The organism is Amycolatopsis albispora, assembly GCF_003312875.1.
GTDB lineage: Bacteria > Actinomycetota > Actinomycetes > Mycobacteriales > Pseudonocardiaceae > Amycolatopsis > Amycolatopsis albispora.
Genome location: NZ_CP015163.1, coordinates 4,520,058 through 4,542,075, shown reverse-complemented (window position 1 = coordinate 4,542,075; position 22,018 = coordinate 4,520,058). Strand labels below are relative to the sequence as shown.

Annotated in this window: 14 protein-coding genes; 3 read left to right on the top strand and 11 right to left on the bottom strand. The window is 71.3% G+C overall.

All coding sequences use genetic code 11. The features are described 5' to 3' along the window. Positions 1-69: 69 nt before the first annotated feature. Positions 70-1,740, bottom strand: a complete 1,671-nt coding sequence (locus tag A4R43_RS21270) for an LCP family protein (protein WP_113693944.1) — start codon at positions 1,738-1,740, stop codon at positions 70-72. A 125-nt stretch (positions 1,741-1,865) separates the two neighbouring features. Further along, complete coding sequence (locus tag A4R43_RS21265) at positions 1,866-4,046, bottom strand: phospholipase A2 (protein ID WP_113693943.1); 2,181 nt, start codon at positions 4,044-4,046, stop codon at positions 1,866-1,868. 275 nt (positions 4,047-4,321) lie between these two features. Here A4R43_RS21265 and A4R43_RS21260 point away from each other — a divergent pair, with 275 nt between their 5' ends. Continuing rightward, positions 4,322-5,026, top strand: coding sequence for a helix-turn-helix transcriptional regulator (locus tag A4R43_RS21260; protein WP_162788534.1), 705 nt, complete (start codon positions 4,322-4,324; stop codon positions 5,024-5,026). 102 nt (positions 5,027-5,128) lie between these two features. Beyond that, positions 5,129-7,132 carry a BTAD domain-containing putative transcriptional regulator gene (locus tag A4R43_RS21255; RefSeq protein ID WP_113693941.1) on the top strand — a complete coding sequence of 668 codons (2,004 nt, stop codon included), beginning with the start codon at positions 5,129-5,131 and terminating at the stop codon, positions 7,130-7,132. 158 nt (positions 7,133-7,290) lie between these two features. Here the strand turns inward: A4R43_RS21255 and A4R43_RS21250 are convergent, their stop codons facing one another. Together A4R43_RS21250 and A4R43_RS21245 are read right to left on the bottom strand one after the other, a co-directional pair. After that, positions 7,291-8,775 (bottom strand): GGDEF domain-containing protein, encoded by a 1,485-nt coding sequence (locus tag A4R43_RS21250; protein WP_113693940.1) that lies wholly within the window; start codon positions 8,773-8,775, stop codon positions 7,291-7,293. A gap of 501 nt (positions 8,776-9,276) precedes the next feature. Further along, on the bottom strand, positions 9,277-10,467 hold the full coding sequence (locus A4R43_RS21245) for an MFS transporter (RefSeq protein ID WP_113693939.1): 1,191 nt from the start codon (positions 10,465-10,467) through the stop codon (positions 9,277-9,279). 422 nt (positions 10,468-10,889) lie between these two features. On the opposite strand from A4R43_RS21245, the gene A4R43_RS21240 reads away from it, so the two are divergent. Next, a complete protein-coding gene (locus A4R43_RS21240; protein WP_113693938.1) occupies positions 10,890-11,801 on the top strand; it encodes an SDR family NAD(P)-dependent oxidoreductase in 912 nt (303 codons plus the stop codon). 547 nt (positions 11,802-12,348) lie between these two features. On the opposite strand, the gene A4R43_RS21235 is transcribed toward A4R43_RS21240, so the two are convergent. From A4R43_RS21235 to A4R43_RS21205, 7 genes are all read right to left on the bottom strand, one after another. Continuing rightward, on the bottom strand, positions 12,349-14,208 hold the full coding sequence (locus A4R43_RS21235) for an AMP-dependent synthetase/ligase (RefSeq protein WP_113693937.1): 1,860 nt from the start codon (positions 14,206-14,208) through the stop codon (positions 12,349-12,351). A 164-nt stretch (positions 14,209-14,372) separates the two neighbouring features. After that, a complete protein-coding gene (locus A4R43_RS21230; RefSeq protein ID WP_113693936.1) occupies positions 14,373-15,560 on the bottom strand; it encodes a TetR/AcrR family transcriptional regulator in 1,188 nt (395 codons plus the stop codon). A 30-nt stretch (positions 15,561-15,590) separates the two neighbouring features. Next, complete coding sequence (locus A4R43_RS21225; RefSeq protein WP_113693935.1) at positions 15,591-17,429, bottom strand: AMP-binding protein; 1,839 nt, start codon at positions 17,427-17,429, stop codon at positions 15,591-15,593. A gap of 73 nt (positions 17,430-17,502) precedes the next feature. Further along, positions 17,503-18,651: an LLM class flavin-dependent oxidoreductase gene (locus tag A4R43_RS21220; RefSeq protein WP_113693934.1), complete on the bottom strand. Its 1,149-nt coding sequence runs from the start codon at positions 18,649-18,651 to the stop codon at positions 17,503-17,505. Further along, positions 18,652-19,650: an ABC transporter substrate-binding protein gene (locus A4R43_RS21215; protein ID WP_113693933.1), complete on the bottom strand. Its 999-nt coding sequence runs from the start codon at positions 19,648-19,650 to the stop codon at positions 18,652-18,654. After that, positions 19,634-20,347 (bottom strand): ABC transporter ATP-binding protein, encoded by a 714-nt coding sequence (locus A4R43_RS21210; RefSeq protein WP_113693932.1) that lies wholly within the window; start codon positions 20,345-20,347, stop codon positions 19,634-19,636. The genes A4R43_RS21215 and A4R43_RS21210 overlap by 17 nt, the downstream gene beginning before the upstream one ends. Continuing rightward, complete coding sequence (locus A4R43_RS21205; RefSeq protein ID WP_113693931.1) at positions 20,332-21,087, bottom strand: ABC transporter permease; 756 nt, start codon at positions 21,085-21,087, stop codon at positions 20,332-20,334. The genes A4R43_RS21210 and A4R43_RS21205 overlap by 16 nt, the downstream gene beginning before the upstream one ends. Positions 21,088-22,018: the final 931 nt, after the last annotated feature.

Genomic DNA, 22,018 nt, shown 5'->3' with positions numbered 1-22,018 from the left:
GAGGGTGTTTTCTAGCCGATACGTTGTCCCACCTGAATGGCGCAATGGGGTAGACCAAATGGCCTAGCGTCAGTTGACGCAGGTGACGCCATCGGCGGTAATCGGCTGCTCTGCGGAGCCGTCCGGTTGCGGAGCCGACTGTTGCGGCTGGGGTGCGGTGAACTGACGGGCAGGGGTCGAGCCGACCGCCTGCGAGCTGGCCCCGGCACCCGAGTAGTCGCTCCCGACGTAGACGGTCACGTGACCGGCCGCCACCGTCGGGTCCTCCTCGGCGCTGAGCTGACCACCCAGCGCACCCGCCACCGCCTGGCCCGCCGCCTGACCGCCGGTGCCGTAGCGGACCACGCTGGTCTTGCGGGGTGCGGCGTTGGACGTCTCACCCGCGGTGAAACCCTGCCCGGTGAGCGCCTCGGACACCTTCGCGGCCAGCCCGGTCACCCCGGAGGCGTTGCGCACGTCGACCGTGGTCTTCGCGTTGTCCGGCCCGGCCGGTGCCTCCGGCGCGGGCGCCGGCCCGGCCAGGCCCTGGACGAACTTCTTCACCTCGCCGGGATCGACCTGGATGGCCTTGCCGTCGTCCGGCGTGGAGTAGTCCATGTTGACCACCGGGATGGTGCGGAACTCCAGCTGCCCGCCGGTCAGCCCCTTCATCTGCTGGGCGAAGCCGACGATGTCCCAGCCCTGGTTCAGCACCACCGACTTCTGCAGCGCGCCCGCCAGGTCGTTCAGCTTCACCGGGTCGGCGAGCGTGCCGGCCGAGAGCACCTTGCGGGCCAGCCCGGCCATGAACACCTGCTGGCGCACCACCCGGTCGAGGTCACCGCGCGGCAGGCCGTGCCGCTGCCGGACGAAGGCCAGCGCGTCCGCGCCGGAGATCGACTGCGGGCCCTTCTGGAAGTTGGCGCCGGAGAACTCGTCCTTGACCGCCTCGTTCAGGCAGACGTCCACGCCGCCGATGGCGGTGGTCACGTCGTGGAAGCCGAGCAGGTTGATCGATGCGTAGTTGTCGATCTTCGAGCCGGTCAGCTTCTCCACCGTGGCGACCAGGGTCTTCGCGCCCTCCTGGTTGCTGCGGAGCTCCAGCTGCTGCGGGTCGGTGACGCCCTCGGACTCCAGCTTGCGGCGCGAGTCCGTCTTCGCGCGGGCGTACGCCGAGTTGATCTTGTGCTTGCCGTAGCCGCCGGGAATGTCCACGTAGGAGTCACGCGGCAGCGAGATCGCCACCGCCTTGCTGCCGTCGTTCGGGATGTGCACGAAGATCAGCGTGTCGGTGTTCAGCTCGCCGTCGGCGGCCCCGGCGCGCAGCTGCGCCAGCACCTCCTTCGGCAGCGGGTTGCCCTGCGCGTCGGTCCGGCTGTCCATGCCGACCAGCAGGATGTCGCGCGCGCCGTCGGCCGGCTTGTCGCCACCGGCGTCGGCACCGATCACGTCGGTCGTGGTCAGGCCGCTGACCAGGCCCTGCATCGCCGCCCACGCGTACCCGGTCAGGCTCATCACCAGCAGCGACACCAGCGCCAGCGCGATCTTCACCCCGCGCCGCGACCGCCTGGGCGGGGGCGGCGGCGGAGCCGGGCGACGGGCCTCGGGACGCCGGACGGGCGGGCGCGACCCACCGGCGGGCGGGCGCCGGGGCGGCAGGTCGCGGGGAGCGGAAGCGGATCTGGGGCGTGCCGGGGAGTCGTCCTGCCATGGCCGCGCGGGGCGCCGTGCCCCTCGGTCATCTCGTGGCGGGTACTCCAACGCGGACAGCTCCTTGGTTCGCTTGCCTTACTCACTCATCAAGACGTACGGCACCGGCGCACGGTTGTGCGCCGGAGATCTCAGCGTGGCACATCGTGCCGCGAAATCATGCCGCAACTCCCCCACTACGTGGCTCGTGCCACCTCCGGGGTGGCGAACAGCCTGGTCAGCAGCGTGCCGATGACGGCAAGAACGGCCAGCACGGCGACCACCCCGTGCAGCGCGACACCCAGCCGGTCGATCACCGGCCCGGCCGTCGCGGACAGCAGCGGCGGCACGCAGGCGATCGCGGTGAGCACCCAGGTCAGCGGGGTGTCGCTGGTGCCGATGCGCTGCGTGTGCAGCAGGAACACACCGAGCAGCAGGTGCACCAGGTGCTGGATCGGGTCGGGCACCAGCCCGAACTGCGTGCCGAACTGGGTCAGCGCGAAGCCGAACAGCCCCATCACCGCGAAGCCGAGGCCGAGCACCACGGCGGACCGCCCGAGCAGCCTGCCGAAGCCGCCGTCGGCCACCGGCGGGGCGGGCGGGTGCGGCGAGTGGCTGTGCGCCCGGCGTTCGAACCACCAGAAGACCAGCACCGCGGGCCCGGCGAGCAGGCCGAGCGCGGCGATCGTGCGCGGGTGGGTCAGCCACGCCCAGGCGTCGATCACGTTCACCGGCAGGTAGACCACGGTGACCAGCAGCAGCATGGTGGCGAGGAAGCTGAGGTACAGGCTCATCGGCGCGCGCAGCGCCTGCGCGGCGGCCCTGGCGACGTCCTCGCGGGCGGCGAGCCTGGCCAGCGGCTTGGCGAACAGCCCGAGCAGGCACAGCTGGGCAACCCCGAGCAGCAGCACGGGCAGCGTCGGCGCGGCCAGCGCGGGCGGTGCGGCCGAGACGTTGAGCAGCATCGGCGGCACCCCGCCCGCCGTGGTGGCCAGCACCAGTGCGCCGAGCCCGCCCGCGGCACCGGCGACCAGCGGCAGCCGCTTCGGCGAACCGGCACCGGTGTGCACGAAGGCGACCTGCTGGGCGAGCAGCGCCAGCGCGAACCCGCCCGCGTACCGGGCGATCGGCGAGCCGATCAGCTCGGCGGTGACCACCAGCGCGGCCAGCGCGGTGACCACCGGCCAGCCCGAGCGCAGGCGCCGCTGCAGGGCCGACATCGCCGGGGTGAGCACCACGGTGAGCAGGTAGAAGCCGAGCAACCACAGCGGGTGCAGCGCGATCCGGGTGACCACCGCGGTGGTGCCCGCCGGGATGTGCAGCAGTTCGAGCGCGGTCGGCACGGCGAAGGCGACCAGCACGAAGATCAACGCGGGCCGCAGCAGCCAGCTGGCCCGGTGCGCGAGGTACTGGCGGTACCCGCCGCCGTTGTCCACGCACGCCCGCCAGCCCGCCGCGTTGGCGTGCCCACCGGCGAAGAAGAACACCGGAGCCAGCTGCGTCAGCCAGGTCAGCGGCCACAGCCAGCCGTCGGGCACTCCCGCCCAGTGCCCCAGCGCGACCGCCGACTCACCGAGCACCAGCCCGGCGATCGCCGCCACCGCGAGCACCATCCAGCGACCGCACGGCAGCACCGGCGGGATCGCGGCGGGCGCGGCGGTGGCGCCGGTGGCCCGCGGTTCGGCACGCCGGGCCCGCAGCCAGCCACGCAGCCGGAACACCAGCAGGCAGCCGATCACCGCCACCCCGGCGAGCATCGGGCCGATCGGCTCGCCGGTCGGCGGGCCCCAGCGCTGGTGCCACGAGTTGACCACCAGCCCGGCGGTGTACAGCGAGGCGACCGCCTGGCAGGTGCGTGCCGAGTCCATCGGGTTCAGGTCGCAGGTGGCCTGCATGTCGGCCGACAGCCGGGCGTCGAGCGCCTCACGCCACTTCGGGTCCAGCGGGTGGCCCTGGTTGTCGGCGTAACGCAGCAGGTCGTAGCCGAGGTCGTGGGACTTGCAGGCGACGCCGAAGTCCCAGCGGGTGCTGTCCTCACCCCACGGCGCCGAGCAGCCGCCGCCGACGTGGACCGCGCGCATCGTGCCGTCGCGGGCCGGTTCGGCCGCGGCGGTCACCCCGAGCACCTCGTTCAGGTCGGCCGGGAGCAGGCCGAGCGCGGTGGCCTCCTGGCCGGGGTTGACCAGTGCCTCCACCGCGCGCTGCGCGTCGGCGACACCGCCCTGCGGCGGGCCCTGGTCGGGGACGGGGGCGGACCTCGAGGCGACGAAGCCGAACCCGACGACGATCAGCGTCACGAGCAGGAGCCAGGCCGAGGTCGACAGAGAAAGCCGGACGCGCCGAGGCGCGTCCGGCCGGATGTCGGCGGCTGCGGTCATGGACTCCAGGGTCTCAGTCCGATCTCGGTGGGCACATCCGGATAACCCCCGGACGTCTTCCGCGCAGGCTACCGGTCCGCCGGGCGGTTCCGCCGCAACCACAAGGGCACCCCGAATTGCCCCTTCGGGCAGCGACTGTCCGATTTGTACCCGTTCGCGCGACCATTTTCGCAGGTCAGGGCGTTGGACTGGGGTGCGGTGGGTGATCGGCGGCTCCAGCCGTACTCGACCCCGGCCCGGCTAGCCTCGGATCTCCGAATCGAGGGGGACTGTCCGTGAACTACCCAGTACCGCCCGCGGTGACGCGGGTGCTGCTCTGCGTCCGCGACGGTGATCTGCGTGCCGACATCGTGGTCGAACTTTCCGCCCGGCCGGGGCTGGTGCTCGCCGCCCCCGCCGACGACGTGCGTCACCTGGTCCACCGCGCCCGCGGCTGGCGCGCCGACGTGGTGGTGCTCGATCTCACCATCGACGAGCTGGCGGTGGCCGAGGTGAGCAGGCTGCTCACCGACCCGGCCGCCGAGCACCGCCCGCGTCCGCTGCTGCTCGCCGGGGACGGGCAGGACGACCTGGTGGTGGCGGCCATCCGCGCGGGCGCGCGCGGGGCGGTACCGCGGTCCAGCCCGACGCGGGAGATCGGCGACGCGGTGTGCGCGGTGGCGGGCACCGGTGCCTATCTCGGCGCGCCGCTGACCCGGCGGGTGCTGGACCAGCTCACCGCGCCCGGCCGGGAGCTGGCGGAGGTCTTCCCGCGGCTGACCCGGCGCGAGCGGGAGGTGGTGCGGTACCTGGCGAAGGGCATGTCGAACGCGGAAATCGCGCGGGAGACCGCGCTGACCCTGCGCACGGTCAAGTACCACGTTTCCGGGATCCTGCGGAAGCTCGACTGCCGGACCCGGGCGCAGGCCGCCGCGCTGGTCGGCCCGGCCGCGGATTTTCCCTTGCCTGAAGCCAAACTCGAGGAAAGCGCAGGTTTGTAGCGGCGCGTCCGTTCGGGTGGTCTGGACCGCGATGCCGGTGGTCGCGGGGACCGGCTGCGCCAAGATGGCGCCGTAGTCGGCGAACGGGGCGGGGGAGCCACCGTGGAGCGGGTTGAGGGTGGGTTCGGTGCGGTGCTGCGCGCGCACCGCAGCCGGGCGAAGCTGACCCAGCGTGATCTGGCGGAGCGGTCGGGCATCAGCCTGCGCGCGATCCGGTACCTGGAGCAGAACCGGGTGGAACGGCCGCGCCGGGATTCGCTGCGGCGGCTGGCCGACGCGCTGGACCTGCCCGGCGCGGTGGCCGCGGCCTGGGCCGGTGGCCAGTTCCGGCTGCCGCCCGACCAGCTGTCGGCCGGTGTGCTCGGCCCGCTCACCGTGGCCAGGGACGGCACCCCGCTGGAGCTGGGGCCCGCCAAGCAGCGGTGCCTGTTCGCCCTGCTGGCGCTGCGGGCCGGTGAGGTGGTCGACCGGGCGGAGATCATCGACGCGCTGTGGGGCGACCGGCCGCCGTCGAGCTGCCTGAACCTGGTGCACACCTATGTGTCCGGGCTGCGGAAGGTGCTGGAACCCGACGGCGGTCCGTTCGCCCCGGCGCTGCAGTCCGGTTACGGCGGTTACCGGCTCGAGGTGGCGGACCTCGACCTGAACCGGTTCGACGGGTTGGCGCGGCGGGCGCGGGCCCTGCGGCACGCGGAACCCCTGCGAGCGCTGGAGTTGTTCGCGCGGGCGCTGCGGGAGTGGCGGGGCCCGGTGCTGGCCGGGTTGCCGGCGAACCTGCGGGAGCACCCGGCCGCGGTGGCGGTGGCGCGGCGGCGGCTGGTGACCGCGCTCGACTACGCCGACACCGCGCTCGCCGCCGGGGAGGCCGCCGCCGTGGTCGACCACCTCCAGCCGCTGGCCGAGGAGGAGCCGTGGCACGAAGGGCTGTCGGCGCGGCTGATGCTGGCGATGGCGGCGTCCGGGCAGCAGGGCGCGGCGCTCGCCCTGTTCGCCGGGGTCCGGCGGCGGCTGGCCGACGAACTCGGTGTCGAGCCCGGCGCCGAGCTGCGGGCGGCCCACCTGCGCGTGGTGCGCGGGGAACTCGCGGTGAGCGAGCCGGTGCCCGCGCAACTGCCCGCCGACGTGCAGGACGCGGTCGGTTTTGTCGGCCGCACCGGCGAACTCGCGCAACTCGACCACCTGGCGCCGGTCACCGTGCTGGAGGGCGAGGCGGGAGTGGGCAAAACCGCGCTGGCGGTGCGCTGGGCCCATCGCGTCCGCGCGCGGTTTCCCGACGGGCAGCTCTACGCGAACCTCCGCGAGGCACGTCCGCTGGAGGTGCTCGGCCGGTTCCTGCGTGCGCTCGGCGTGCCACCGGACGGCGTGCCCGGCGGGATCGAGGAGGCGGCGAGCCGGTACCGGGCGCGGCTCGCCACCCGTGCCGTGCTCGTCCTGCTCGACGGGTTGGACACCGCTCGGGACGTCGATGTGCGCGCGCTGCTCCCCGGCAACCCGGCCTGTGTGACGTTGATCACCAGCCGCGAACCGGTCGCCGCGATCGACGGAGCCCGGCGAATGACGCTCGAAGGGCTCGATGAGGCCGACGCGCGGCTTCTACTGGGCGGAATTCTTGGTGGCGAACGGGTGACTTGTGCACCAGCGGCAGTGGGCGAATTGGTGACGCTGTGTGCCCGCCTGCCGCTCGCGCTCCGGATCGCGGCCGCGAATCTGGCCGCCGCACCCGGCTCCGGAGTGGCCGCGTACAACGCCGCGGTCCGCGCGCACAGCGGGCTGCGGGGCTCGCCGACCGGGCGGCAGGCGGTGCGCGCGGCGGCCGAACTGAGCTACGCCCGGCTCGATCCGCGGGCTCGGCGATTGTTTCGCCTGCTGAGCCTGCTGCCGGGAACCGATTTCCCCGCGGAAGCCGCGGTCGCCCTGCTCGGGGACGCCGGTGGCGGGCGGGTGCTGACCCGGCTGGTAACGGCGAATTTGGTGCGGGAACCGGTGCCGTCGGTGTTCCAGTTCCACGACCTCCTTCGTGAGTACGCGGCGGTCCGTGCGATGGCCGAAGAAGGGGAGCGGGCGCTGGCGGCGGCTTTGTCGCGGTGGCGGGGAACCGGGCAATAGTGCATTGGCACTAGGCCGGGTAAAGGGGATTTTTGCCACTGCGTGGAACCGCCCCGGCGGAAAAATGCCCTGACCACCGCGTATTCGGGGCGGCCTTTGCCGGTAACCGGGTAATTGGTCCGTACCTATGACCTTCGGCGAGGGCCTTCGGGCATGGACTAGTCCTCGGGCGGCGGGCGCCTGGTGCTGCCGTCGGCGAAGCGGACCTGGTTGCGCCCGCCCTCCTTCGCGTCGTAGACCGCCGAGTCGGCGGCCTGCAGCAGCGCCTCCAGGGTGTCCCCGTGCCGGGGGTGCAGCGCCACCCCGATCGAGGTGGTGCGCCCGGAGATGGTGGTCGGGTCGCCGCGCTTGTCGGTGCTGTCGATGCTCAGCGCGGCGATGGTGTGCAGCACGCGCTCGGCGGCCAGCTTCGCCGCCGTGTGGTCGATGTCGGGCAGCAGCACGAGGAACTCCTCGCCGCCGAAGCGGCCGACCACATCGGACGGTCGCGTCACCTGACCGAGTGCTTCGGCCACCGCACGGAGGACGTCGTCCCCGGCGGGGTGACCGAACGTGTCGTTGATCCACTTGAAGTGGTCCAGGTCGATCATCAGCAGGGCGAGGCTGTCGTCCGCGCGGCTGGTCCTGGACAGCGCCCGCTCGGCGGATTCCGACCAGCCACGCATGTTCAGCAGCCCGGTCTTGGGATCGGTGCGCACGTCGCTCTGGAGCTGGTCCAGCTCGGCGAGCCGGTTGAAGACCACGGTGACCACCGCCATGATCGCCACCGTCGGCGGCATGGTGACCAGCAGGATGGCGGTCATCGCGCCGAGTCCGGTGGTCACCGCCTCCAGCACGTTGTCCGCCTTGCTGCCCAGGATGGTGGTCACGTTCGGGCGCGTGGTGGAGGCGGCCGCGATCGCGCCGCCGACGTAGATGATCTGGATCGCTTCGTAGATCGCCGCGGTGAGCACCACCAGGCCGAACTCGCGCAGCGAACCGCCGATGGTCAGCGAGGTCCAGTCCTGCGGGCCGAGGTCGGCGAAGGCCAGGTGCGCCATCGCCGCGGCCAGGCTGTGCGAGATGGTGGAGAAGACGAAGTTGTGCGCCGGGCGGCGGGCGGTGAACCAGCGCTGCCCCCGGATGATGACCACCAATGCGACGATCAGCGGTACCGGAATGACCAGCACGGCCGGGAAGATCCAGACCGCGGTGAGGTCGATCAGCACGGTTTTGGTACGACTCCGGCGCCGTTCTTCCTGCCGCTGGGTCAATTGGATGTGAATGGTAGCGCCCGCCACCAGTATGGCGAACCTGATCCAGTCGAGACCGTTCGGGGAATCGGAGACCGAAAATGCGTAAACCAGCCCGGTCGCGGCGATCGTCTCCATTACCAGCAAATAGGCGATCAGCTTCTTCGGCCGTTGCCAGATACCCCACGCGCGCGGGTCGAAAGGATGCCTGTCCGGTGCCGGTGAATTCTTCCCGGTTGCCGAATCCGGCCGGGATTCGGACGGCGATTCGGGCGGGGAATCCGGCCGCGTCGCGGGCTGGGATTCCGGCTGGCTCGCGCCCGCGGCGGGGGTGGCACCGGCTGCGGTGCCGCCTGCCGTGGCGGATTCGCCGGTGGACGGCGGCGGGTGGTCTCCGGGCTTCAGCGCCATCGGCACACCTCCCGTCCACCCGGCCCCGAGTACCTGGGTAACCTTTCCGGTACGCGAGCGGGCACCGGTTCGTCCTTCACGACCGGTACCATCTCACGGCACCGGAAGCGCAAGACAGGACGGGATGCGTGCCCAGGTGTTGTGACTGTCGCAGCGGGGCGTGCATGAGCGAAGATGCTGACCGCGTCTTCTTGACCGACAATGGAACGATGCGGGTGTGTGTGGTTTTGTTCCGCGAGGAGGTGTTCCCAGTGGCGGGTCGTGACTTCTGATCTCTGAATGTAATGGGTTCGTGGTGGCGCTTGTGCTTGGAGGTGTTGGACGTGACCGGCCGTGACTTCTGATGCGGATTCTGTTGTCGATTTTGGATGGATTACCCCGAGGAGGTGTTCGGAGTGGCCGGCCGTGACTTCTGAGTTCTCGAGCGTTGCCTCGCCGGACGGCGATGGCCTGGTGCTTGTCTTGTCGACGCCGGCGGCGTCGTCGTTACCGCGGTTCATGTCAGCCCGTGAGGTCCGCCTCGGCTCCGCGCCGGGCGCGTGCCCATGACACGGCCAGCGGAATGCCGAGCACCACACCCAGCGCGCCGCCGATCGCGATCGCCGCGGTGGCCGAACCGGCCAGCTGCGCGAGCGCACCGCCGAGCGCGGCACCGACTCCCTGGGTGACCCGCAGACCGGTGCGGTAGAGCCCACCGGCACCGCCCCTGAGCTCGTTGGGCACCCAGGTGATGAAGGTGGCCCCGACGGTGACTATGTAGGCCCCGGCGACCCCGGCCAGCGCCAGCGCGGTCAGCGCCAGCACCAGGCCCGGATCGACGGCGAAGATCAGCAGGATCGCGTTCGGCACGACGGCCAGCACGCCGATCACCCGGCGGCGGACCTCCGCCCGGACGTAGTTGGACAGCAGGAAGACCCCGAGGATGAAGCCGAGCGGGTCCGCGGCGAGCAGCCAGCCGACGGCCTCCGGCGGCGCGCCGATCTCCTCGGCCAGCGGTGCCGCGAGCCCTTCCGGGATCATCGCGAAGCCGACCAGCCAGGACAGCCCCAGCAGCACGCGCAGCCGCCGCTGCCCGGAGACCCAGCGGATGGCGCCGAACCACGGGTCGTCCCCGTTGCCCGCCGCGTCGCGGCGCGCCACCCGCAGCCGGATCGCCACCGCGCTGATCGCGAAGGTGACCGCGTCGATGGCCAGCGTCCAGCTCACGCCGATGGCGGTGACCAGCGCGCCGGCCCCGATCAGCCCGAGCAGCATGGCCAGGTTCGTGGTGATGCCACGGAGGTCCTGGCTGCGCAGGTACAGCTCGTCGGAGGTGAACACCTCCCTGGTCAGCGCGTTCTGCGCGGCGTTGGCCGGCGCGCCGAACAGGCGCGCGAGCACCACCAGCCCGACCAGCGCGACCAGCGGGGTGCCGGGCACTGCCATCACCGCGACCACCACCGCCTGCGCGGCGGCACAGCTCCACAGCACGGTGCGGCGCGGGTAGCGGTCGGCCAGCTGAGCCAGGCCCAGCCCGCCCGCGAGCGCGGGCAGGTAGGTCATCGCGTAGGCGAGCGCCGCCCACAGCGGTGAACCGGTGCGTGCGTAGACGGTGATCGCCACGGCGACGGTGGTCAGCTGATCGCCCGCCACGGACTGGGCCTCGGCCAGCCAGAGCGTGCGGAACTCGCCGTTCCGGAGTACCGCCCGCATCCGAGGAGGAGCGTTCGTCTTCACCGTCAGTCTTCTTCCCCCCGATCGGGTGAACTTGCTCGGGCAGTGCATTGTGTCGTGCGAGTGCACAGGCTCGGACAGGGCCTTCACCCGGACGACACGTCCGGCAACGTTCAGTATGACGTTCACCACTGCGCAGCGAGAACCCCACCTCAGTAGTAAGCCTGCGAACGTGTTCGGCCCGTTACCGAGGGTGGCGCCGTTCGGAGTGACCGAGTGACCCGTGCGGCGATATCACTGCGCCGATCAGGCTCACTCGTTCGGCGCAGCGAGGCAGCCGTTCGTCTCCGAAGCCGCGCGCCGATGACCCTTCGTGGCCAACACTGGACGTGAGGGCCGGTTGCAGCGGGTGAGCGAACCCGCGCGCGAGAGGCCAGGGGACGCACAGGAGGTCCAGGGCGATGAACGGATTGCTCGAGCACGGATTGCTGGAAAACAAGGCGGTCGTGATCACCGGCGGTGGCCGGGGCCTGGGGGAGGCCTTCGCGGTGCACGCCGCGCAGGCCGGGGCGGCGGTGGTGGTCAACGACGTGGACGCCGAGCTGGCGGAGCGGACCGCGGCCGGCATCCGCGCGCAGGGTGGCCGGGCGGTGGCCAGCGGGCACAGCGTGGCCGATCCGGTGCAGGCGCGGGCCATCGTCGAGCTGTGCGTGGCGGAGTTCGGCCGGATCGACGGGCTGGTCAACAACGCCGGGCTCAACTACGAGGCGCTGCCGTGGGAAGAGGACCCGGCGCAGGTGCGTGAGCTGGTCGAGGTCAACGTGCTCGGCGTGATGTACACCGGGATGGCCGCGGTCGAGGCCATGGTGGCGCGGGGCGGTGGCGGTTCGATCGTGAACATCTCCTCGGGTGCCTCGCTGGGGCAGCGCAAGCTGGGCGTATACGCGGCGAGCAAGGGGGCGGTGGCTTCGCTGACCTATTCCTGGGCGCTCGACCTCGAGGAGGTGGGCATCCGGGTGAACGCGGTGTGCCCGCTCGCGCACACGCGGATGGTCTGGAAGTCGGAGCGCTCGCTGCGCAACTGCCCGCCGGACCGCACGCCCGCGCGGATCGCGCCGCTGGTGCTGTTCCTGCTGGGGGAGAACTCGGCCGGTATCACCGGGCAGATGATCCGCTGCAACGGGCCGCAGCTGCACATCGTGGGGCAGCCGCACCTGAAGGCACCCATCCTGGAGCGGCCGGTGTGGGACACCGAGAGCGTGGAACGCGCCTTCGACGAGGTGTTCAGCGCGCACCTGGAGCCGTACGGCCTGGAGAAGCGGGTCCCGCCGAAGCTGCGGAAGTGGACTGAGAACCCGCTGCGCACGGCGTAGGCGGGACACGAATGTGGCTTTGGGGGCGTTTTTCGCCCCGAAAGCCACATTCGTGCCCTTGGCGGCAGGTGGCTCGGCTGCCTGGCCGCAGAGGTGAGCCACCGAGCCCTCGGAGGGCGAGCCCACTGCGCCGTCGGAGCCGGGGCCCGGTGTCACGAATGTGGCTTTCGAGACGTTTCGCGTCCCGAAAGCCACATTCGTGACATGAGCGGCGCCCGCGGCACGGGGAGCGCTCGTCGCGGCGGCACGAGCGCCGGTCGCGGTACGGGCGGCGGCGCGAGTGGCACCTGCACCACCGGCAGCACCGCGGGCACCTGACGTTCCGGCGGCTCGGGCGTAGCCCGCGGTACGGGCAGCACCTGCGACACCCGCGGCGCAACTGGCATCCGCGGCTGGGGCGGTACCGGCGCCACCTGCGGCTCGAGCAGCACGGGCGCCATCCGCGGTACCGGCGTCACCCGCGGTACCGGCGGCGCCCGCGGCACCTGCAGCACGGGCGGCACCTGAGGTACCGGCGGCACCCCCGGCAGCAGCGGCTTGGCTCGGGTCAGGCGGTGGGGGCTGGGGCACCGGCGTACAGGTCGGCGATGGTGGGGGCGTACCGGTCGTTGATCACCCGGCGCTTCAGTTTGAGCGTCGGGGTCAGTTCGCCGGTTTCCGGGGTCCACGCCTTCGGCAGCAGGTGGTACTTCTTGATCTGCTCGACGCGCGCCAAGCGGTTGTTCGCCGACTCGACCGCCCGGTCGATTTCGGCGCGGATGCCGGGGTGAGCGGCCAGTTCGGCGGGATCAGCGGGGTCCTTCACCTCGATGCCGTTCGCCGCGGCCCAGGCGGGGGCGATCTCGTCGTCGAGCACGATGAGCGCCGAGATGAACGGTTTCCCGTCGCCGATGGCCACCGCCTGCCCGATCAGCGGGTGCTCCTTGAGCAGCCCTTCGATCCGCGTCGGCGCGATGTTCTTGCCGCCGGAGGTGATGATCAGTTCCTTCTTGCGGTCGGTGATGTAGACGTAGCCGTCCTCGTCGATGGTGCCGATGTCCCCGGTGGGCAGCCAGCCCTCCTCGTCCACCGCCGGCTTGATCGAGCCGTCCGGCTGCAGGTAACCGAGGAACACGATCGGCCCGCGGACGAACAACTCCCCGTCCTCGCCGACCTTGACCTCCACGTCGGCGAGCGGACGGCCGACGCTGCCCGCGCGGAACGCGCTCGCGGTGTTCGCGGTGACCGCGCCGGTGGTTTCCGACAGGCCCCACACCTCTTCGATCTCCACGCCGAGCCCGGCGATGAAGTAGAGGATCTCCACCGGCAGCGCGGCCGCCCCGCTGGAGGCCAGCAGCAACCGGTCCAGTCCGAGCATCTTGCGCACCGGGGCGAGCACGGCCTCGTCGGTCCGCGCGATCCGCTCGGCGAGTTCGGCGGGCACCTCCTGACCGGCGCTGCGGAGCTTGTAGCCCTCCTGCAGCAGTTCGTTGGCCTCGGTGAGCGCCTTGCGGTTCTCCTCGGGCGCGGCGGCGAGCATGTTCCGCAGCCCGGCGACCATCTTCTCCCAGACCCGCGGCACCCCGAAGAAGCCCTGCGGGCGCACCCGCCCGAGCGCGGCCACGATGCCGCTCGGATCGGCCAGCGTGTGCACGTGCCCGGCGTAGGTGATCGGCATGTACAGCGACAGCTCACGCTCGGCGATGTGCGCCAGCGGCAGGTACCCGATGGTGTCGACGTGCATCGGGGTCTCGTGCAGCCGGTGCACGGCGAACGCCTCGTGAATCGTGTTGCGGTGCGACAGCACCACGCCCTTCGGCTCGCCGGTGGTGCCCGAGGTGTAGATCATCGACAGCGGGTCGTCCGGCGCGATGCGCTGCCAGGTCTCTTCGAACACCGACGGGTCGGCGGCGTGCAGTTCGGCACCCCGCGCCCGCACGTCGGCGAGGCTGACGAACCGCTTGTCGTCCGCGGGCACCGCGTCGGCGTCCATCACCACCACGTGCCGCAGCGCGGGCAGGTCGTCGAGGACCGTGCTCCAGCGCTCCAGCTCGGCCGCGCCGCCGAGCACCACCACACCGGCGGCGCTGTGCGTGGCCACGAACCGGATCTGCTCCGGGCTCAGCGTCGCGTAGGCGGTGCAGGGGATCGCGGCCAGGTGGGTCGCGGCGAGGTCGGCGATCAGGTGCTCCGGCCGGTTCGCCGCCATGATCAGCATCCGGTCCCGGGCGGTGAGCCCCAGCTCACCGAGCCCGCGGGCGACCGCGGCGATCTCGTCGCGCAACGCGGCCCAGGTCAGGGTCGGCAGGTCCGCGTTGTCGAGTGAGGTCAGTGCCGGGCGATCGCCGTATTCGGCGGCGTTGCGTGCGAGGAGCTTCGGAATGGTCTGGCCTTCGGCATCGCGGGCAACGGACGGCTGACTGGTCAACGCTGGCCTCCCTGGTCGGCTTTCGGGCCACTGTAAATGCTTGTTAACAAAACCGGAAGACCAGTGGCGAAGACCCCGTCGGCCAGTGAAGATTCCACCAACCGACCAGACATACCGTTTGGTCGGTCCAGCGGCTGGGACGCCGGTCACGGCGCGAATGGTGGTTAACTTGTCAGCAGTGCGCTGACCAGTTCCGCACCGAACGGCGGCCCGGTCAGCGGCGGCTCCGCCCTGGCCAGATCGGTGACCACGTTGAGTGCCGCGTACACCCGGAGCCGGGTCTCCGCGGCCGGTTCGTCCCCACGGCACGAGCCGACCAGCCGCACCCACTCGTCGACGTGCCGCCGTTGCGCGGCCCGCAGCGTTTCCCGGTCGCCCGGCGGCAGGTTGTCGTTCTCGGACAGGTAGACCGAGACCAGCCCGGCCTGGTCGAAGGCGATGCGCACGTAGGTCGGGATCAGCCGCTCCAGTGCTTCGCCGGGGTCACGCGCGCCGGTCAGCGCGGTGGTCGCCGCATCGGACAGCCGTTCGGCCGCCCGGTGGTAGATGGCCGCGAGCAGGTCGCCCTTGCCGGAGAAGTGGCGGTACAGGCTGGACGCGTTGATCCCGGCCCTGGTGCCGATCTCCTCCATGCTCACCGCCTGGAACCCGCGCTGGTGAAAGAGGTGCACGGCCTCGGCGAGCAGCCGTTCACGGCGGGAGACCAGGCGCAGCATCTCCTCGCGCGGGCGCTCGGCACGCGGCTGCGGCCCCGGCGGCTCCGGCAGCGCGAGCACGGTCGCGGCCAGCTCGCGGACGAGCGCCTCGGTCCGGCCCTTCGGCAGGCTGACGCGATGGGTGCTCAGGCTGCCGAGCACGCTGAACGCGGCCAGCGTCAGCAGCGTCGCCGACGCCTGGTCCAGTTCCGGGCGCGCGTCGAGCACCAGCGCGCGCACCGAGCGCACGGCCACCCGGGTGCGTGCGGTGGCCGCCCGGCGCTCGTCGTCGGGGAGGTGCCTGTCCTCCCACTGGTACAGCCGGGTCACCGTCCGGCGTTCGACGGCGAACGCGGCCAGGTTCCGCAGTGCGGAGTCCAGCCGGTCGGCGGCCGAAGCCGCGTCCTCGGCGGGGACGGCCGCGCCCGCCAGCCCTTCGGACAGCTCGGCCACCGCGTGCGCCAGGATCGCCTGCTTGGTGCGGAAGTGCCGGTAGATCGCCGGGCCGGTGATGCCGACCGCGTCGGCGATCTCGTCCACCCCGACGCTGTGGTACCCGCGGCGGCAGAACAGCTCGGCGGCGGCCAGCGCGATCTGCGCCTTCCGGTTCTTCGGCCGCCGGGCCCGGTCGGCCGGCGATGAGGTCGGAGCTGCCATCGAAGGCAGCCTACGCGCCGGCCGCCCGGTTCACCCCAGATCGACCACCTGCGGTCCGGGGCTCGCCTCGTACAGCCCGTCGATCTCGGCGCGGTACTTCTCCGCGATCGGCTTGCGGCGCAAGGACATCTTCGGGGTCAGCTCGTCGCCGCCGGGGTCCCAGGCGGCGGGCACGATCCGGAACCGCTTGATCTGCTCGGCCCGGTTGAGCTTCTCGTTGCCCGTCCGCACCGCCTCGGCGATCGCGGCCCGCACGGCCTCGCTCTCCGCCGCCACGCCGACCGACGGATCGCTCAGCCCCAGCTCGCCGGCACGCGCGGCCACCATCTCCGGGTCGAGCACCACGAGCGCGGTCACGTAGGCCTTCGCGTCGCCGATCGCCACCACCTGCGCGATCAGCGGGGACGCCGCCTTGAGCGCGTTTTCGATGTTGGTCGGCGACATGTTCTTGCCGGCCTCGTTGATGATCAGTTCCTTCTTGCGGTCGACGATGGTGACAAAGCCGTCCTCGTCGATGGCGGCGATGTCGCCGGTGTGCAGCCAGCCGTCGGCGTCGATCGCCTCGGCCGTCTTGTCCGGCTGCCCGTGGTACCCGGGGGTGACCAGCGCGCCGCGGCAGAGCAGTTCGCCGTCCTCGGCGAGCTTCAGCTCGACGCCTTCCATCGCCTTGCCGACCGAGCCGATCTTGAACGCGTCCGGTGCGTTGGTGGTGGCCGCCGCGGTGGTCTCCGACATGCCCCACACCTCGTACACCGGCAGCCCGAGGCCGAGGAAGTACTCGAGCGTCTCCGGCGGGATCGCGGCCGCGCCGGAAACCGCCCAGCGCAGCTCGTTCAGGCCGAGCGCGTGCCGCAGCTTGCTCAGCACGATCTTGTCCGCGACGGCGTGCTGGATCCGGTCGGCGGGGGAGGGCCCGGCGCCCGACGCCTTGGCGACCGCGACCCGGCGGCCGACGCCGATCGCCCAGTTCGTCAGGTTCCGCTTGACCGCCTTGGGCTCGGCGGCGAGCTTGGTTTCGATGCCACCGCGGATCTTCTGCCACACGCGGGGAACGGCGACCCAGATGGTCGGGAGCGCGTCGGGCAGCGCGGCGGCGATCGTCCGCGGGTCGTTGACGCAGGTGATCTGCACGCCGCGCACCAGGTTGAGGTAGTGCGCCGACATCCGGTCGGCCACGTGCGCGCTCGGCAGGTACGAGGTGATCCGGTCGTCGAGCCCGGGTTCGAGGTGCGGCAGCAGCGCGCGGGCCTCGGCCATCACGTTGGCGTGCGTGATCTCCACGCCCTTCGGCGGTCCCGTGGTGCCCGAGGTGTAGATGAGCGTGGCGATGTCACCCGGCTCGACCGCCTGCCACGCGGCTTCGAGGTCGAAGTCCTCGGCTCCGGCGGATTCCAGCTGTCCCAAGGTGATCGTGCCCTCGGCTTCGCCGTCGACGAGCACCACGTGGTCCAGTTTCGCGCCGGAGGCGGTGACCCGGTCGAGGAACTGCTGCTCGGTGATCACCACCCGGTTCTCCGCGTTGGCGAACAGATAGGCGATCTGCTCGGGGGAACTGGTGTTGTAGATGGAGAACGGGGTCGCGCCGAGGTGCAGCGCGGCGGTGTCGACCAGGTGCGCCTCCGGCCGGTTGGTCAGCATCATGCCGACCGTGCTGCCGCGCGTGACGCCGTGCGCGGCCAGCCCGGCGGCCAGCGCACGCACGCGCTGGGCGTACTCGCGCCAGGTGATCTCCTGCTTGCCGCCGGGCACGCGCAACGCCACCGCGCCCGGTCGCAGCCGTGCCGTCCGCTGGAAAGCTTCGCCGAGGGTGCGTACCGTGCCGCCCGCCGGATGCGGGCACTCGACCCCGGTCGCCGCGACGTCCGTCATCACTGACCTCCGCTCTTCACTGCGATTTGTGCAGGCTAATAGCGCAGCGTGAAAACGGACACCGCTCGCAAGGTCACAAGGCGGCCACGAACCGGTCAGGAAGGGCGGTTCCGGACTTACCGCCGAGCAGGCCACGCCGCTCGAGTTCGGGGCGCACGCCCTCGCCGAACCAGTACGCCTCCTCCAGGTGGGGATAACCGGACAGGATGAATTCGTCGACGCCGAGCGCGTGGTATTCCTCGATCAGGTCGGCGACTTCGGCGTGGCTGCCGACCAGCGCGGTGCCCGCGCCACCACGCACCAGACCGACGCCCGCCCACAGGTTCGGGTGAATTTCCAACCCGCGCACGCCGGCGTCGAGCTTTCCGCCGTGCAGCGCCACCATTCGCCGCTGGCCGACCGATTCGCTGGCGGCGAGCTGTTCCTGTGCCTTGGCCACCTGCCGCGGATCGAGTGCGTCGAGCATTTTCCGCGCCTCGCCCCAGGCTTCGACGGAGGTGTCGCGGGAAATGGTGTGCAGGCGGACGCCGAACCGCGGGGTGCGGCCCAGCCGCGCAGCGAGTTCACGCACCTTGCCGATCTTTTCGGCGACCTGTGCTGGCGGCTCACCCCAGGTGAGGTAGACGTCGGCGTGCTCGGCGGCGACCGGCAGCGCGGCGGGCGAGGAACCTCCGAAGTAGACGGACGGCACCGGATCCGGTGGGGCCAGCAGGGTCGCGCCTTCGACCTTCAGGTGCTCGCCGTCGAAGTCGAACGGCTCGCCGCTCCACACCCCGCGCACGATGGCCAGGAATTCGGCGGTCCTGGCGTACCGCGCGTCGTGGTCGTGCCAGTCGCCGAACCGCCGCTGCTCCACCGCGTCGCCGCCGGTGACCACGTTGAGCAGCAACCGGCCGCCGGACAGTCGCTGGTATGTCGAGGCCATCTGCGCGGCGAGCGTCGGGGAGATGACCCCGGGCCGGAACGCGACCAGGAACTTCAGCCGCTCGGTCTCGCGGATCAACGCGGCGGTGCTCAGCCAGGCGTCTTCGCACCAGGTGCCGGTCGGCGTCAGCACGCCCTCGAAACCGAGGTGCTCGGCCGCGCGGGCGACCTGCGCCAGGTAGTCGATGGTCGGCTGCCGCTGCGCGCTCGGACCGAGGGATCGGTTGGCGTGGAAGCGTTCCACGATCGTCCGGCCGTCGCCGGTGGTCGGCAGGAACCAGTGCAGGCGCACGCTCATCTATTGCTCCCTAGCTGATCGAAGGTCTTCCGAGTAGCGCTGGTCGGCGAAGGCGGCGAAGTCGATCGAGCCCGGGATGAGCTTCTCGTCGGTGAACGCGTTCGCCAGGTCCTGCTGGGACTTGAGCACCCCGTCGTCCAGCGCCACCGGCAGTTCCACGCCGCGTGCGGTGGCGGCGGCGGTGACTTCGGGCTTGAGCCCGGTTTCCGCGGCCCACGCGGCCGACCATTCCGGCCGGTGCGTGTCGGCCCACTTCTGCGCCTTGGCCACCCTGGCGACGTATTCGCGCAGCGCGGAGTTCTTGCCGGGATCGGCCAGCGCGTCGCGGCCCGCCACCTGGAACACGTACCCGTTGGTCTTGCCGACGCCGTCGACGAGCACCCGCGCGTTCGCTTCCCGCAAAGCCTGTGCGGTGTAGGGATCCCAGACGGCCCAGGCGTCGATGGCCCGCTGGTTGAACGCGGCGAAGGCGTCGGCCGGTTGCAGGTAGGACAGCTTGACGTCCTTTGTGGACAATCCGGCGGCACGCAGGTTGTACAGCACCTGGCCGTGCGCGGAGCTGCCCTTCGCCACGCCGATCGTTTTCCCCTTGAGCCCGGCGATGTCCTGGACCGGCGAATCACGGGGGACCAGCAGCGCGTCGTCGAACACCGGGGCCTGCGCGGCGGCCACCACCGAGATCTTCGCGTCCGCCGCGGCGGCGAAGATCGGCGGTGTGTTGCCGACCCGGCCGATGTCGATCGCGCCCGCCGAAGCCGCTTCCAGCAGCGGCGGCCCGGAGGTGAAGGTGGAGAACTCGATCTGGTAGGGCAGGTCGTCCAGCAGCCCGGCCGCGGTCAGCAGGGATTTCACCCCGCCTTTCTGGTCGCCGACCTTGAGCGTGACACCGGCCAGCTCGGCCGGGCTGACCGGTGCGGGCACCGCCGCGGTGGTGGGTTCCGCCTGACCGCACCCGGCGACCAGCGCGGCCGCCAGCAGGGTGCTAAAGAGCTTGCGCATGGTCGATCACTCCCAGATCGGCGAGCACTCGCGTGCGGGTATCGAGGTGGTCGGCGAGCTGCCGAGGCCGCGGGTGGGTGAGCACGTGCTCGGCGCCGATGCGGCCATCGTCGAGCACGAGCACGCGGTCGGCCAGCAGCAGTGCCTCGTCCACGTCGTGGGTCACCAGCAGCACCGCCGGGTGGTGGCGCGACCAGAGGTCTTCGACCAGCCGGTGCATGGCCAGCCTGGTCAGCGCGTCGAGCGCGCCGAAGGGTTCGTCCAGCAGCAGCAGATCCGGCTCGCGGACGAGGGCGCGGGTGAGCGAAAGCCGTTGTGCCTCACCGCCGGAGAGCGTGCGCGGCCAGTCGTCGGCGTGCCCTTCCAGGTGCACCTCGCGCAGTGCGCGCAGGGCCAGTTCGCGGTCGGTGCCGTGGCCGGGCAGGCCGAGCACCACGTTGCGCCACACCCGGCGCCACGGCAGGAGTCTCGGTTGCTGGAACGCCACCGAAACCGTGCCGCGCACGGCGGCCGTGCCGCCGATGCCGGTGTCCAGCCCGGCCAGCACGCGCAGCAGGGTCGACTTGCCGGAGCCGCTGCGGCCCAGCAGCGCGACGAACTCGCCCCGCGCTATCTCCAGGTTGAGTCCATTGAGGACGGTACGAGGGCCGAACTCCTTGGTCAGCCCGCGTACCTCCACGATCAGATCCCGCGCCATCGCAGTGCCCTTCCTTCCAGCAGCCGGACCAGCGCGTCGGTGGCCAGGCCGAGTGCGGCGTAGACGACCAGCCCGACCACGATCACGTCGGTGCGCAGGAACTCCCGCGCGTTGTTGATCAGGTAACCGAGTCCCGCGTCGGCGTTGACTTGCTCGCCGACGATCAGCGAGAGCCAGGCGATGCCGAGCGACTGCCGCAGCCCGACCAGCGTCTGCGGTACCGCGGACGGCAGCACCACGTGCCACAGCCGTTCCGTTCTGGTGTAGCCGAGCGCGGTGGTGGCCTCGACCAGCTGGTCGTCCACGGTGCGGATTCCGGAGTGGACGTTCAGGTAGAGCGGGAAGGCCACGCCGAGCGCCACCAGCACGATCTTCGGCGTCTCACCGATGCCGAACCACAGGATGAACAACGGGATCAGGCCGAGGAACGGCAGCGTGCGCAGCATCTGCACGGGCGGGTCGACGAGCAGGTTCCCCCACCGCGACAACCCGGCCACGATGCCCAGCACCAGCCCGATCGACGCGCCGAGCGCGAAGCCGATCAGCACTCTGGTGACCGAGACGGCGAAGGCTTCGCCCAGCTCACCGGTACCGGCGACCTCGACGCCGGCCTCCAGCACGGTCAGCGGGGAGCTGAGCTTTTCCGGTGGCAGCAGACCGGAACTGCTGGCGAGCTGCCACAGCACGAGCAGGGCCACCGGGCTGATCCAGCGCAGCAGGCCGGAATGCGTTGCGGGCACGGCAAAATCTCCCGTTCGGAGGCGGGATCGGTAGGGAAGGAGCGGAGTGCGGCCGAGTTTGCGGCCGGTCACCGGTGCGGGGCAAGGACTCCCGGATGATGGACCGCCGGGGTTGACTTGAACGTTGCTTCAGGTTTGTCCGGCTGGCTGATTCAGCGCGCTCGGCCGGCGGCTGACCTTCGCCTGCTTTACCGGCGCCGGGCTGCTGATGATCACCGGCACCTTCTTCGCCGCCGAGTCGAAGGTGGGACAGCGCCCGCGCGTGGACTGGGCCGGGCGCCGGTGACATGTCGGGGGCGTTCACCGGCGCCTGGCGCACGCCGCTCTGGGGCGCAGCGCATTCGCGACGATCGTCGTGAACCTGCTGCTCGGCTCCGGCGGTGGCGATCGGCGGAACGGCGTAACCGGTTCGCCCGTCCGAACCGAAGGCACGCCGCGCCCATTCTGGACTAGGCCTATTTCTCCGCGCGCGCGATACGGATTTGGTCGCGGAAGGTTTTCGTGACGATTCTCACCGTCTCTTCATTGACGATCTTGCCGCACGCGCACAAAATAGCGGGTGCGCGATTTCGCGGCTCCCGCGTGGTGGTGTGCCGCCCGTGCGCCGGGCCCTCGGCGTGCGGTATGCTACCGGACGGTAATACGTCGTGACCAGGGCGTTGCACCTGGTAGTCGGCGGACCGCCCGACACGAGGGAGAACCGGCTGAAAGGGGCTGTCCGTTGCTTGAGGTTGGCCCATTTCCGGTTGGCCCTTTCGGCTGTCAGAGATCAACCGACCGGTTGGTCTGTACGGAGTAGCGGATTTGACTCCGGCTGGCCGGGCTGCCTAATGTCTTCGCCGCCAAGCGGCCCGGGGACAGTTCGGCAGAGCTGATCCGGCTAGCTGACCCCGGGTGTGGGGACCCGGGATCGAGTTGTCTCAAGGAAGAA